Origin of the sequence: Microbacterium sp. H6 (assembly GCF_003314775.1) — a bacterium.
Lineage (GTDB): Bacteria > Actinomycetota > Actinomycetes > Actinomycetales > Microbacteriaceae > Microbacterium > Microbacterium oxydans.
The window spans coordinates 13,435-26,802 of the sequence record NZ_QOAY01000062.1; the positions used below are offsets into that span (position 1 = coordinate 13,435).

The following is a 13,368-nucleotide window of genomic DNA, read 5'->3' on the forward strand; positions in this document are numbered from 1 at the left end:
GGCGACGACTGTCTTCCAGGCGTTCGATCTGCTGAGCATCGACCCCGTCACCCTCGCCGACGATCCGCTGCTGGCCTGGGATGACATCACCGAGGTCTGGCTGTTCGTCGACGGCGCGTGGACACCCATCTCTGCGCCCGGCGGTTCGTGGATGGGAGCGGACGGGTTCATCGGCTACACCCTCACCCCGGAGCAGACCGCCGGAACCACCGGTGTGCGGCTCGTCTACCGTCCGGATGACGCCGCCCGCACCGCCAGCTCCGACCCGACCAGGCCGGAACCCGGCTCCGGGCTCGCCACCTCCGCCGTCGGACAGTACCGACCGACATTCCTCACGTGGGAGCTGCGCAACGTCGTTCGTGACGACAGTGCCACCGCCGACCGCTGGGTGAGCGCCGACCAGACCTTCAACGACGCCGACCCCGGAGTCGTGTGGAACACGCTGCGCGGGGATTGGACCTCGGCGGCAGGGAACGGCAGCGACACGGAGCGCGACAACATCACGCTGATCGATCAGCCGCCGCTCGTGTCCGTCGACAAGACTGCCACGCCGGCGACCGTGACGATCCCGGAGTCGGCTGATGTGGACCCCGCGAACTATCCGACCGTGATGTTCGACATCGCCGCCAGGAACGACAGCACGGCCCGCGCATCGTACGTGCGCGTGACCGATCCGATCCCGTGCACGCCCGGAGCGGCGGACCAGTGTGTGAGCGCAGCCGATGCCTGGGCGGATGACCCCTTCGACGGGGCCGACTACGACGCGGGGACGAACCCCTACGAACGGCTCGACGTGCTGTCGCTCGCGTTCAGCTACCCTGCCGATCAGGTCGACCCGGCGACCTCCACCGTCACGCTGTGGGATCGCGCCGACGGCACCCTGAGCACGCGCACGATGTCCGTCACGGCAGCGTCAGCGCTCGCCGAAGCCGACCTCGCGACCGTGGTCGGTGTCAGTGTCGTCTTCCACGGCATCGACCCCGAGACCGACGGTGGAAGCATCCGTGCCGGAGAGGCTCTCGAGGTGCAGATCGAGACGCGCGTGCGACAGTACGAGCGCTCGGATGCCGGCCAGCTCGTGGAACCGGGCACCGTCGCCAATGACGTGATCGCCCAGTCCTATGATCCGGTGCTCACCCCGTCCGGCTCTGCGTCCAGGCCCAACGACACGGCCAGGGACACGGTCGAGTTGATCGGTGCGCTCCTCGATGTGACTCTCGCGAAGATCATCACCCCGGACGCGATCCTCGAGACCGAGTTGGCGAACCCGGTCACCGTGACGCTCGATGCGACGGACGGCGTCTCGACGGCCGCCACGCAGCAGGTCACGATCACCGATGCGGACGCCGACTTCTGGAACACCGTGCGCCTCGCCCCCGATCCGGCGCTGAGCGTGGTCCTCCCCGCCGGCGCCGATCAGGTGCGCATCGACGTCCTCGTCGGGACGACCTGGGCGGAGGGAGTCTTCGCTGCGACGGCCGCTTTCCCCGCCGGAATCGATCCGGCGACGGTGGTCGGGGTGAGGGCTGTGTTCCGCAACGCCGCGGGCGACGTGTTCTCCCGCAACGCGCCACCGGACGACTGGACTGCTCAGCTCTCCTTCGACGTCGTGGTGCTCACCACGCAGCGAGACGGTTCGCCCCTGGTGCTGCCCGCCACCGTCCCGAACGCGGCGACCGCGGAGAGCGCGAGACTCGACGGCCTCTACCCTGCGGCAGAAGACCAAGGCGACGCCGAGCTCGCCATCGACCCGGGGACCCACCAGCTCGACGTCGTGAAGTCGCAGCCGGGAACGAGTCATGTGGTGTCCATCGGCGCGAGCCTGCCCTGGACGCTGCAGTTCACCAACACGGGAACGGGCTTCGTCACGATCGACCAGCTCACCGATCAGCTGCCGGAGTACCTCGACTGGGACTTCTCACCGCCCACCTATCAGACCTCTGCGGGAGGAACGCTCTCCACCGACGTGTCGGGTCTGATCGACGACACGGGCAAGAACGTGACGTTCACCTGGCCCGAGGGCGGTGACCGCATGTCTCCCGGCGAGGTCTTCACGATCACGGTGAACCTGGTGCTGGCTCCGGGGCTCGCTCTCGATCAGTTCACGACCAACAGCTTCGTCGTCACCACCGCTGAGGACCTCGACTCCTGCACCAATGCCTCCGGCAACGGCGAGGGCACGGTTCCGGATCTCGCCGCCGACCAGTGCGGGACGACGAACTACGTGCAGCCATCGCCCGGTGGCGCGCTCGCCGCATACAAGTACGTCAAGGGTGAGATCGACGGCGATCTGGTCGATGGGCAGGTCAACCTGAACAATCCGGACGCTGCCTGCCCGCTCGACCCCGATGGGTACACGCGCACCCCCTGCGCCGCGTACACGGCCGTGGGTGCGACCGACGACTGGCGGCTGTCCGTCGTGAACGGGGGCACCGTCGGGTTCCCGACCGTGTCGATCGTGGATCCCCTGCCGAGGATCGGTGATCGTCTGCTCGCGACCGGCACGGCGCGCAACAGCACCTACGCGCCGGTGCTCCTGCCCGACTCGCTCACCGCGAACGTGCTGCCCAGCGGTGCGGTGTTCACTCTCGACGTCACCACCTCCGCTTCCCCGTGTGTGGGCACCGGACCCACCTCTGCGTGGTTCGACGACCTGCTCTGCGACACCACGGCAACCTGGACTCCGGCCGACTCTTACGGCGGAGCGTGGGAGGACGTCACCGGCATCCGCGTCATGATCGACTTCACGGGTACCGCCACCGGTTCGTTCGGCCCCGGCGACGTGCTGTCTTTGCACTACGAGACGCAGAACGTGCCCGAGTCCACCACCTACCCCGACCTCGCCCCGATCGCCGTCCCCGACGCGGGCGGCATCGCATGGAACCAGATGGGCGCCGTGGGGACCGACGCCGGGGGCCGGGAGTACTCGGTAGCCCCTGTGCAGGCCGGGGTCCTGCTGCAGGACGGCGATCTCGCGGTGCAGAAGGTCGTGGTCGGCGACACAGGGCGGGCGCCCACCACCTTCGACTTCCGACTCGAATGCTCGGTCGCGGGAGTTCCCTTGGCGCTCCCCGCCGACGGGATCATCACCGTCTCGGAGCAGAGCCAGCTGAAGGGGCGGCTCGACGCTCTGCCACTGGGCTCGACCTGTGTGGTCTCGGAGGTCGGAGACGTCGGAGCCCACGGCGAGCAGTCCCGACTCGGAGACGGTCAGACCGTGACGATCACGACACCCTCGGTGGCGGACGCAGAGCCGCCGACGACCCAGACGGCGTCCATCACCAATGTGTACCCGATCCTGCCCCCCGACCCGGTCGTGCCCCCCGGCCCGCTACCGGACGGTGGCGGCGGGCTCCCGACGACAGGGGTGGACGGAGCCTCCGCGTCGCTGCTGGCCGGTATCGGGGTGCTGCTGCTCCTCGCGGGAGCGGTCCTGATCCGTCGTCGGCGAGGTGCCGTGAGCTAGCCCCGGGCGTCAGGTGCACGAACCGTCGACGTCGCAGGACTCCCCGGTCCGCTCCGCCCCGCCCGAGATCGACGGGGCGGAGTATGGAGTCTGCTCGGCGAGGAGTCGCCCCAGATACGTCCCGAGCGCCAGCTCGTCCACGGCGCCGAACGCGATCTGCCGCACGCGCCCCTCCCTGTCGACGATCATCATCGACGGCGTTCCTCTGAGGCCGTAGTGCTGCATGGTGGCGGGGATGGCCTGACCGTCGATCGGGCGGTCGATCGCCACGGGGAACTCGATACGGTACTCCGACAGGAACACCTCGAGCGCCTCCCTTCCCATGACCTCGTGATGCTCGAACACGGTGTGAAGCCCCAGGACCACGAGCTCGCTGCGGTCGAACATGCCGTGGAGGCGCTGAGCGAGGGGAAGTCCGTGGCTCACGCATCCGGGACACAGCATCTGGAAGGCCTCGACCACCACCACCCGTCCGTGGAGCGATTCCGGGCTGACCGGAGCGCTGTTCACCCATTCCGACACGTCGAGGGTGAACGCCGCCGTGTCGATGGTCGACTCAGGCACGCGCGTCCTCCTCGCGTGCCGGCAGCCGCTCGGCGACATACTCGGTGAGGTCTGCCAGGCGGTTCGAGTACCCCCACTCGTTGTCGTACCAGGCCGAGACCTTCACCTGATCGCCGATGACCCGGATGAGTCCGGCGTCGAGGATCGACGAGTGCGGGTCGGCGACGATGTCGGCGGAGACGATCTCCTCCTCGGTGTAACGGAGGATCCCTTTGAGCGGGCCTTCGGCGGCGGCGCGGTACGCGGCCTTCACCTCATCCACAGTCACGGACCGCGAGGCGGTGACCGTGAGGTCGGTGATGGATCCCGTGAGCACCGGCACCCGCAGCGCGAAGCCGTCGAGCTTGCCCTCCAACTCGGGGATGACACGGCCGATCGCCTTGGCCGCCCCGGTGCTGGTCGGCACGATGTTGACACCGGCTGCGCGCGCGCGCCGCAGGTCGGAGTGCGGGCCGTCCTGAAGGTTCTGGTCGGCGGTGTACGCGTGCACGGTCGTCATCAGTCCGGCCTCGATCCCGAACGCTTCGTGGAACACCTTGGCCACAGGGGCGAGGCAGTTCGTCGTGCAGGAGGCGTTCGAGATGATGTGGTGCCGTTCGGGATCGTAGGTGTGCTCGTTCACGCCCAGGACGAAGGTTCCGTCGTCACCGGTGGCCGGGGCCGAGATGATCACCTTCCGGGCTCCTGCCTCCACGTGCTTCGCGGCGAGTTCCGCCTTCGTGAAGAGCCCGGTGGACTCGATCACGATGTCGACACCGAGCTCGGCCCAGGGCAGGCGGAGCGGATCGCGCTCCGAGAACACGCGGATCGCCTGTCCGTTGACGAAGAGGTGCGCCTCATCATGCTGCACGGGTCCGGCCAGGGTGCCGTTCGCCGCGTCGTACTTGAGCAGGTGCGCGAGCGTGCGCGTGTCGGTGAGGTCGTTGACGGCGACCACCTCGAGATCCGATTGCTTCGCGAGCAGGGCTCGAAAGTAGTTCCGTCCGATGCGACCGAAGCCGTTGATGGCGATCTTCGTGGACATAGTGCTCCCTCCTGTGCCGATTCCGGCGTGATGATATTTTTGGCCTATGCCAAAAATATCACGGCCGGAAGACGTCGGTACGGATCCGTGCACTCGCGAGCGGAGACGACCGCGAGATCCAATGCCGGTATACCGAGGGGTGGGGACGATCCGAGAGCCGATGATGATGATCGATCGTCAGAGCAGGGGAAAGGGACGTTCATGACCAGGAGCCGAGGTTCCATCGACAGCATCGTGCGCTATCCGGTGAAGGGACTCTCCGGCGTGCCGGCACGCGACCCCGTTCGTCTCGATCCCGGTCGTGGTCTGCGCGGGGACCGGGCATTCGCGATAGCCCGCCGCGACTCGACTCCGAGCTCCACGGGATGGCTCTCTCGCGAGCACTTCTTCCACCTCGCCCGCCACGAGCACCTCGCCCGCATCTCACTCGGCCTCGTCGAGGACGGCTCCGACTCCCCCGCCCTGGTCGTCGAGACAGCGGAGGGTATGGCGCGAGGAAAGCGAGGGTCGTCGCTCGCCGGCGAGGTCGGGGCGTTCGATTCGGCCGCCATCGACGACCTCCTGCGTCGAACCCTCGGAGCGGATCATGGCGAGCCCCGCCTGGTCGAGGCCGCCTCCGATGGACTCTGGGATTGGGAGGACGCGCATCTGTCGATCATCAACCTCGCGACCCTCGAGGAGCTGGAGAGGGAGACCGGTGTTCCCGTCGATCGTCGCCGCTTCCGGGCCAACCTCTACCTCACCGGGCTGGCCCCGTTCGAGGAGTTCGAGCTCGTGGGAGCGCGCATCCGCGTCGGGGAGGCCGAGCTCGAGGTGTTCCAGCCGACCGACCGCTGTCGCGCCACCACCATCCGCCCGGTCGAAGGGGTGTCCGACCTCAATGTGCCCGCGCTGCTGGCCAGCCGCTACGGCTACGCATTCTGCGGCGTCTACGCTCGGGTCATCGGCGGAGGCACCGTGCGTGTGGGTGACGCGGTCCGCGAGGAGCCCGGCGCCGTCGCACGTCTGGAGGGCAAGTCCGGGTGGCCGCGCGCTGCCCGGGTGCTGGCCAGAGAGCACGAGTCCGACGACGTCGTCAGCCTCTGGCTTTCGGACCCCCTCGACCTGCTCACGACCGCTCCTCCGGGAACCCACGTGCGGGTGCACCTTCCGGACGCTCCGACTCCCAACTGGCGGTCGTACACGATCTCAGGAACCGCACCGGGGCGGTTCCGCATCAGCGTGAAGCGGGACGGGCGCGTTTCGACGATGCTGCACGATGTCCGTGAGGTCGGCGAGACGATACTCGTCTCGGGGCCCCACGGCGTCGGGGGCGACGATGCATCGAGAGATCTCTGCTGGTCAGCGGAGGAATCGGTATCACTCCCAGCGTGGCTCTGCTGCGCTCGCGCGTCGCGCGACGCGGAGCAGGACGCATACGAGTCGTGCACAGCGCGCGTAGTTCGACGTCCCTGCCGTTGTGGGCGGAGGCATGCAGGGCGGTCGCCGAGCTCACGGACGCTACGGCACAGCTCCATGTCACCGACACGCCGGCGCCGGAGAGCTGCGAGGGTTTCACGGCCATCGAGGGGCTGATCGATGCCACGGCCCTGGCGTCCATCGTGGCCGACCTGGATCTCGAGCAAGCGGATGCCTCGGTATGCGGTCCGCCGACTTTCGCTGCCGCCATGCGCGCCCTGCTCGTGCAGTCGGGGTTCGCTCCTGAGCGCGTCCACGTCGACCTCTTCTCCTCTCCGGCGAGTTCGGAGTGGGGGCCGCCGCGCGTGCCTCGCGCCGACGTCCCGTTGCGCGTCGATTCGGCTGCGGGCTCCTTCGTGTGGGAGCCCGCGGCGGGAAGCCTGTTGAACGCCGCCGAGAGTGCGGGTCTCGACTGGCCGAGTGAATGCCGTGTCGGAGTGTGCGGTACTTGCGTGCGTACCGTCACACACGGTGAGTTCGAGTACCTCAACGAGCCGTTGTGCGAGCCGGGGCCAGGGCGCGTCGCCGTCTGCAGTGCCGCGCCGCTGACCCCTCTGCGCCTGGACGGCGCGGCTCCCGGAACGTGACTCCGGGGCACTCCGCTTCGGAGGTCAGCGGAAGAGGACCACGAGGTAGACCCCGAAGGTCACCAGGTGTGCGGCGCCGTGCATCGCCGTCACGCGCTTCGCGGCGAAGGTCGTCACCGACAGCAGCAGTGTGACGCCGAGCATCAAGAGGTTCGCCGGAGACTCCGCGAGCACGACCGTCTGGCCGGTGAACATGCCGATGATCAGCACGGCGGGGATCGTGAGTCCGACCGTCGAGACGAGCGCACCGTGGCAGAGGTTGGTGACGCGCTGAGCTTCTCCGCCCAGAGCGGCGCGGACCGCGGTGATCGACTCGGGAAGGAACACGATGCCCGCGATGAGCACGCCGGCGAGGGCGACCGGAGCGCCGAGGCGGCCCAGCCCGTCGTCGAGCAGTGCCGCCATGTCGTGGGACAGGAGCACGATCGGGATGACGGTGACCACCAGCAGGGCGAGCCGCACGAGGACCTCCGTGCGATGCTCGGCGAGAACCTCACGGATCCCGCTGTGCTCCTCCGTGTTCTCCTGGCGCTGCGGACTCTGCAGCAGGCGCGGGTCGACTTCGGTGAAATCGCCCGCCTGCGCGCCCATCTGCCGATAGAGGAAGAACGCGTAGAGCGCGAGGGTGAGCACGATGATCGGGATCTCCTGCGCCACCGTGTAGGACCCGTCCGTGCCGATCAGAGCGGGGAGGCCGAAGGCGAGCGCGACGAGCACGACCAGCATGGACAGGTACGCGGAGGTGCCGGTGCGGTTGTGGGCCATGCCGCGGTGGCGGAGTCCGCCGACGAGGAGGGCGAGCCCGATCACGAGGTTGAGGATGATCATCGCGACGGCCATGACCGAGTCGCGGGCGATGGTCGCATGCTCGCCTGGTCCGAGCATGACGGCCGAGATCAGGATCACCTCGATCATGACGATCGAGAGCGTGAGGACCAGCGAGCCGTAGGGGTCTCCGAGGCGATGCGCGAGGGCTTCCGCCTGCTTCACGACGCCGAACGCGCAGACGAGGATCACCGCGATGATGACCGCGAGCGCGATGACGAGCACCGGGGTGGGCACGGGAGGCTCCAGTACCGGGTGGAGGAGAAGGAGGGCGGCGAAGGCTCCCCATCCCAGGACGACGCGGACGATATCCGTCGGGCCGATCAACGTCTTCAGTTCCGTGCGTGACATCGCCGGACTCCTTCGGGTGGGGCCGTCCCCGAATGATGAACACGACCGGGTCGTCCCGGCCGCGGCGCTGAGTCAGCGCACTGCATCTGATGGTACGCGGTCGGTCGCGGCGGTGGCCTCGCGAACGACGGCGATCTGTCACTCCGGAGCGGAGGACTCGGAGAGCATGCGGATGTAGCGCTCCACGTCGCGGCGGAACGCCGATTCGCGACGTCGACGGCGCTCTACGCATACCCATTGCGCGGTCGCCCACGCGAGGAATCCCGTCGAGAGGAGTAGTTCGAGCCAGATCCCCTGCGGGCCGACGCTGAGGGCCGCAGCGCTGACCATCGCGAACGAAGCGCTGCACAGCACGAGTGTGGCGCGGGCGGTACGGGGTTCGCGGGATGCGATCCAAACCGGCCAGGCGGATGGGTGGTTCACGGGAGACTCCTGTCGGGGTCGTCCCCGGTCTGTCTCACCGTCGGAGGTCGTCCCCCGCCGTCGTGTCCTCTCCAGGGTAGCAAACACGGTACGACGATGGCCGATCCCGTGGAGCCGTCCGTTGTCTGATAGCTTGGCGGCAGGTTCGTTCCTGAACCGGCGGACGAGGGCGCAGTACCCGCACAGCGACAAGACTGACCAGAAGGTCGTCCCGTGTTGCCAGGTGCGTGTGGAACCACCCTGAATCCCGCTCGCCGTCCCCCGTGGACGCCTCTTCGTCGCGCCCGTCGGCGGACGTCTCGCGCTACCGATCGGTCGCGCGCGTTCCTGCATGCGCAGCCTCAGAGCTCCCTGGCCCGCTACCACCGAAGAGGACCGAATCATGTCACGTGAGTCTCCGACTCTGGATCAGACCGCGCAGAAGAAGGAGCCGCCTCTGGGCGGACGCTTCGTCGGTGCCGCATCGAACTACCTCGACGAGCGCACCAGCGTCTCCGGACTCCTGAAGGAGCTGAGCCGAAAGGTCTTCCCCGACCACTGGTCGTTCATGCTCGGCGAGATCGCCCTGTGGGCGTTCGTCGTGGTGTTCATCTCCGGCACGTTCCTCACGTTCTTCTTCCAGGCGTCGATGGTGCCGACCCACTACACCGGCGCCTACGCACCGATGCGCGGGATGGAGATGACGGCGGCCTTCGACTCGGCGCTGCGCATCTCGTTCGACATCCGCGGAGGACTCCTGGTGCGGCAGATCCACCACTGGGCAGCGCTCGTCTTCGTGGCAGGCATCGGTCTTCACATGCTCCGAGTGTTCTTCACGGGCGCATTCCGCAAGCCGCGCGAGCTCAACTGGGTGATCGGATTCGTGTTGTTCATCCTCGCGATGGCGGAGGGCTTCACGGGCTACTCGCTCCCTGACGATCTTCTCTCCGGCAACGGACTGCGCATCATCGACGGCATGATCAAGGGCCTCCCCCTGATCGGCACCTGGACCTCCTTCATGCTGTTCGGCGGCGAGTTCCCGGGGACCGACATCATCGGCCGTCTCTACACGCTGCACATCCTCATCCTTCCGATGCTGGTGATCGCCTTGATCGTGGTGCACCTGATGCTCATGATCATCAACAAGCACACGCAGTTCGCCGGCCCCGGCCGCACGAACGACAACGTCGTTGGTTACCCGATGATGCCGGTGTACGCGGCGAAGATGAGTGGCTTCTTCTTCATCGTGTTCGGGGTGATCGTGGTGCTCGGCACGTTCTTCCAGATCTTGCCGTTCTGGATCTACGGTCCCTACGACCCCTCGCCGATCTCGGCCGGCACGCAGCCGGACTGGTACATCGGGTTCGCCGACGGTGCGCTTCGGCTCGCACCCCCCAACTGGGATGTCGTGATGTTCGATCGCACCTGGTCGTTCGGCATCATCGTCCCGGTCGTCATCATGGGGTTGTTCATCGTCACGGTCGCGATCTACCCGTTCATCGAGGCGTGGGTCACCGGCGACAAGCGCGAGCACCACATCGCACAGCGCCCCCGCAACGCGGCCACCCGCACCGCGATCGGCGTCGCAGGCGTCATCTTCTACGCCGTGCTGTGGGCCGCTGCATCGTCCGACCTCATCGCGACGCACTTCATGCTCACGATGGAAGGCGTCATCCACACCCTGCAGGCGCTGCTGTTCCTCGGACCTATCCTCGGCTACTTCATCACCAAGCGCATCTGCATCGCGCTGCAGAAGAAGGACCGCGAGATCGTCCTGCACGGTTACGAGTCGGGCCGTATCGTCCGCCTCCCCGGCGGCGAGTTCGTCGAGGTGCACCAGCCCGTCGACGAGTACGACCGCTGGAAGCTCATCGACGTCGACACCTACGAGCCGCTCGTGGTGCGTCCGAACGCGAAGGGTCGCATCCCGTGGACCGAGAACCTCCGTTCTTCGATCTCGCGCTGGTTCTTCGAGGACCGTCTGGTGCCGCTCACGCAGGCAGATATAGACGCGGTCGACGCGGGGCACGGGCACTACGGGGAGCCGGAGAAGACCGTTGATGAACGATCCGAGCACGAGGCCGTGGACAGCGGGAATGCCGACTCCCGAGAAGGCTGACCGCTGGCGTCCGAGCGCGGCGCACGCACTCGCCGCGCTCGGCGTCGCGCTCGGCTTCCTGTCGGGCGGTTTTCCGGGAGCGTTCGGGGCCTTTGTTGTCGTCGTCGGCATCGCCGCGGTGCGACGTGCACGGCGGCAGCATGCTTCCATTCCGAGATCGGAATGCACCTTCCTCGTTCTGGATGGAGTCGGGGTCGCGATCGCTGCGATGCGCTTCCGGATGGGCGACGGGGATCCGGAGCGTATGACGGAGCATCTGCGTGAGCGCGGATGGAGCCTCCTCGAGCCACCTCTCGATGGGCCGCTCGGGGCGTTCGATCGTGTCGGCGTCGCTTTCCAAGGCGACCGGAGTCTGATGGTGCGTGACCTTCACGGTTTCGGTGTTGGGCCGACCCTCCTCGCCGATCGCATCAGCGACCTGCCACGGGGATGGGGGCGGGCGGCGCAGGAGTCGGGCTACGTCCTCCTTCTCCTCGACGACGGCGCAGAGCCGGGTGCGGCGCCGGTGCTCGGAACCTATGCGGTTCTCGAAGGACTGGGCCGCACTGGCGGTCAGTGATGGAAATTTCCCGGTCAAAAGGAAATTTGACTTCCCCTGGATTCTCACTATGGTCGGAGGTTACGCCAGCCACTGAAGGGGAAGCGAGACACCATGTCCGGAAAGACCAAGAAGGCACCGCAGCTCACACTCAAGGAGAAGCGAGCCGCGAAGCGCGAGAAGAACGCGCCGGCCGAGTTCATCAAGCCCCGCAAGGGCGCGAAGGGCTGAGCGGACTCGACCCGGTGGGCGCATCGGCGAGTTCTGCGCGATGCGCCCACCCGGGGTTTCAGCGGAACACGCGCGTGATGCCGCTCTCGGTCTGGGTGAGCTGGAAGTAGGTGAGGACGTGCGCGATCGGCCGCCGGACGGGGCGGAGCACGCGACGCCGGATGCTGTGCAGAATTCCTCGTCGGGGTCCCCTGACCTCCCACGTGAGCGTCACCTGGATCTGTATTCCCCCAGCGGCATGTTCGAGCGCGAATGCGAGCACCCGTGACGTGTCGACACTCGCGTCCGGATAGGTGAAGCGCCAGGTTACGAATGCGCGGTCCTCGAACCGGTCCAGGAAGATCCGCTGACGTACGTAGGTGTCTTTGACGGACACGTTCTTGCCGTTGCGGACGGTGATCGTCCGTGCCTCCCAAGGGCCGGTGGGTGCGATCGCTGAGCCCACCTCGCCCACCCCGTGATCCCACTCGGGAATGCGGGAGGCCGACGACAGCAACTCCCACACGTCCTCGATGGGGGCGGGGACGAAGATCGAACGCTTAGCGGAGAAGCTGTTCTCATCGATCCTGTCTGTTCGCGCGGGATCGACGACCCGCGTGTCGTCGAGGCGAGATCTCAGCGCGTCCGGGTCCACATCGAGTCGTCGCAGGATCTCTTCGACGAGACCGCTCGGCTCATCCACGAGCGCGCGCAGCACCGCTGCGGAGTCGCCCCGGCGGCCGCCACTCGACGCCGCGGTCCACACCGCGAGCGCCCGGTCCGTCCACTCGTACCCCGAGGTCTCGTGGAAGACGATGCGGCCTGGCTCGTCCACACCTGTGGCGACGCCCACGGATTCGAGCTGAGCGGCGTGCTGAGCCGCGACGGCCGCGCGGGCCGTGTCGAGCCCGGCACCCATGCCGCGCAGGATCTGACCACCCGTGTCGGGGTCGATTGTCAGAGCGAGCAGAAGATGATCGATGTCGGTATCACGCACCCCGAAGCGTGAGGCCTCTTCCATAGAGGCCAGCGACAAGGTGTGCATCGTGGCAGCCGCCTGCACCAATCGGCTCATCATCCCCTCCGCGGAATCTCGATGGACGGATCGATCCGCTTCGAGTGCTTCTTGTGCACGGCCTGGCGGGTCACTCCCAGGGCGTCGGCGATGGACTGCCAGCTCATGCCGGACCGCAGCGCGGCTTCGACTTGCCGCAGTTCGAGCGCATCCGCGAGTCGGCGCAGAGATGCGACCGCGCGCAGCCCTGCTCGGGGATCGGTGGTGTCTGCAGCGATCTGTGCGACCTCGAGGGATTCCATGCTGTCAACCTACGTTGCTCATCCCCGCGCTGTCAACCAAGGTTGCTCACGTTCTCCGTGTTCGGGATTAGTCGCCCGTCGTCCGGGTGTCAACGGTCCTGCGGACCCGCGGATTCCGTTCCACCCTGGTCCTCCCGACGAGAGGAGTGCAGGATGTCGAATCCCGACGTGTATCCCACCGAAGGCGAGCAGCCGGAGACGCAGGGCGAAGACCCGATCGAGGCGGAGCTGGGCGAAGAGGGCCAGGGTGACCTCACTCCGGAAGACGAGGGCGCGGGCCACAGCGGTGACGCTCCCACCGACCTCAGGGACGGCACCGAATGAGCGGGAGCGAGGGAACGCGTCCGGAGGCGGCGACCTCGCCGGTCGAGGGCGACGCCGAATCCCGGATCGCCCAGCACCTCGCCGAGCGCGGGGGCGACCGGCCAGCGGACCCGGGTGACGTACCGGCCGGAGGAGCGGGTGCCGACTCCGGTGCCGCGTCGGCGGTCGGGGTCGAACCCGGAT

General features: G+C 67.5%; 12 protein-coding genes, 1 pseudogene and 1 riboswitch. Of the genes and pseudogenes, 7 read left to right on the plus strand and 6 right to left on the minus strand.

Annotated elements, in window-relative coordinates; genetic code table 11:
* Positions 1 to 3,466 (plus strand): DUF5979 domain-containing protein (locus DSP71_RS22615; RefSeq protein ID WP_220151073.1); only part of this gene is annotated, 3,466 nt, incomplete at its 5' end.
* A gap of 9 nt (positions 3,467 to 3,475) precedes the next feature.
* Here the strand turns inward: DSP71_RS22615 and DSP71_RS04170 are convergent.
* Entirely contained in the window at positions 3,476 to 4,030 is a 555-nt protein-coding gene (locus DSP71_RS04170; RefSeq protein ID WP_058630916.1) for a peroxiredoxin, read from the minus strand.
* Positions 4,023 to 5,054, minus strand: coding sequence for a type I glyceraldehyde-3-phosphate dehydrogenase (gap, locus tag DSP71_RS04175; RefSeq protein ID WP_113680423.1), 1,032 nt, complete (start codon positions 5,052 to 5,054; stop codon positions 4,023 to 4,025). The genes DSP71_RS04170 and gap overlap by 8 nt, the downstream gene beginning before the upstream one ends.
* 486 nt (positions 5,055 to 5,540) lie before the next feature.
* On the opposite strand from gap, the pseudogene DSP71_RS24570 reads away from it, so the two are divergent.
* Both DSP71_RS24570 and DSP71_RS23095 read left to right on the plus strand, forming a co-directional pair.
* A pseudogene (locus DSP71_RS24570) lies at positions 5,541 to 6,299 on the plus strand (MOSC domain-containing protein); the annotation flags it as partial.
* Between the two features lie 92 nt (positions 6,300 to 6,391).
* Positions 6,392 to 7,099, plus strand: a complete 708-nt coding sequence (locus tag DSP71_RS23095) for a flavin reductase family protein (protein ID WP_258546251.1) — start codon at positions 6,392 to 6,394, stop codon at positions 7,097 to 7,099.
* Between the two features lie 24 nt (positions 7,100 to 7,123).
* Here the strand turns inward: DSP71_RS23095 and DSP71_RS04190 are convergent, their stop codons facing one another.
* Together DSP71_RS04190 and DSP71_RS04195 are read right to left on the minus strand one after the other, a co-directional pair.
* Entirely contained in the window at positions 7,124 to 8,275 is a 1,152-nt protein-coding gene (locus DSP71_RS04190) for a calcium:proton antiporter (RefSeq protein WP_113680425.1), read from the minus strand.
* A 138-nt stretch (positions 8,276 to 8,413) separates the two neighbouring features.
* Complete coding sequence (locus tag DSP71_RS04195) at positions 8,414 to 8,698, minus strand: hypothetical protein (RefSeq protein WP_113680426.1); 285 nt, start codon at positions 8,696 to 8,698, stop codon at positions 8,414 to 8,416.
* Between the two features lie 138 nt (positions 8,699 to 8,836).
* Positions 8,837 to 8,901: riboswitch (guanidine-III (ykkC-III) riboswitch) on the plus strand.
* Between the two features lie 179 nt (positions 8,902 to 9,080).
* Between DSP71_RS04195 and DSP71_RS04200 the strand changes: the two genes are divergently transcribed.
* Positions 9,081 to 10,796: a cytochrome bc complex cytochrome b subunit gene (locus DSP71_RS04200; protein ID WP_113680427.1), complete on the plus strand. Its 1,716-nt coding sequence runs from the start codon at positions 9,081 to 9,083 to the stop codon at positions 10,794 to 10,796.
* On the plus strand, positions 10,774 to 11,355 hold the full coding sequence (locus DSP71_RS04205; protein WP_113680428.1) for a hypothetical protein: 582 nt from the start codon (positions 10,774 to 10,776) through the stop codon (positions 11,353 to 11,355). The genes DSP71_RS04200 and DSP71_RS04205 overlap by 23 nt, the downstream gene beginning before the upstream one ends.
* 268 nt (positions 11,356 to 11,623) lie before the next feature.
* Here the strand turns inward: DSP71_RS04205 and DSP71_RS04210 are convergent, their stop codons facing one another.
* A complete protein-coding gene (locus DSP71_RS04210) occupies positions 11,624 to 12,619 on the minus strand; it encodes a Clp protease N-terminal domain-containing protein (RefSeq protein WP_179516374.1) in 996 nt (331 codons plus the stop codon).
* Positions 12,619 to 12,861: a hypothetical protein gene (locus tag DSP71_RS04215; protein WP_046748024.1), complete on the minus strand. Its 243-nt coding sequence runs from the start codon at positions 12,859 to 12,861 to the stop codon at positions 12,619 to 12,621. The genes DSP71_RS04210 and DSP71_RS04215 overlap by 1 nt, the downstream gene beginning before the upstream one ends.
* Positions 12,862 to 13,014: 153 nt before the next feature.
* On the opposite strand from DSP71_RS04215, the gene DSP71_RS21925 reads away from it, so the two are divergent.
* Complete coding sequence (locus DSP71_RS21925) at positions 13,015 to 13,185, plus strand: hypothetical protein (protein ID WP_156172634.1); 171 nt, start codon at positions 13,015 to 13,017, stop codon at positions 13,183 to 13,185.
* The coding region (locus DSP71_RS22620; RefSeq protein ID WP_220151074.1) for a hypothetical protein at positions 13,182 to 13,368 on the plus strand (187 nt) is incomplete at its 3' end. The genes DSP71_RS21925 and DSP71_RS22620, both read left to right, overlap by 4 nt.

What these genes read in the sequence shown, in the direction of transcription:
- gap (WP_113680423.1), bottom strand. Translation starts at nt 5,054, where the DNA reads ATGTCCACGAAGATCGCCATCAACGGCTTCGGTCGCATCGGACGGAAC.
- DSP71_RS04190 (WP_113680425.1), bottom strand. Translation starts at nt 8,275, where the DNA reads ATGTCACGCACGGAACTGAAGACGTTGATCGGCCCGACGGATATCGTC.
- DSP71_RS04200 (WP_113680427.1), top strand. Translation starts at nt 9,081, where the DNA reads ATGTCACGTGAGTCTCCGACTCTGGATCAGACCGCGCAGAAGAAGGAG.
- DSP71_RS04205 (WP_113680428.1), top strand. Translation starts at nt 10,774, where the DNA reads ATGCCGACTCCCGAGAAGGCTGACCGCTGGCGTCCGAGCGCGGCGCAC.
- DSP71_RS04210 (WP_179516374.1), bottom strand. Translation starts at nt 12,619, where the DNA reads ATGAGCCGATTGGTGCAGGCGGCTGCCACGATGCACACCTTGTCGCTG.
- DSP71_RS04215 (WP_046748024.1), bottom strand. Translation starts at nt 12,861, where the DNA reads ATGGAATCCCTCGAGGTCGCACAGATCGCTGCAGACACCACCGATCCC.
- DSP71_RS21925 (WP_156172634.1), top strand. Translation starts at nt 13,015, where the DNA reads ATGTCGAATCCCGACGTGTATCCCACCGAAGGCGAGCAGCCGGAGACG.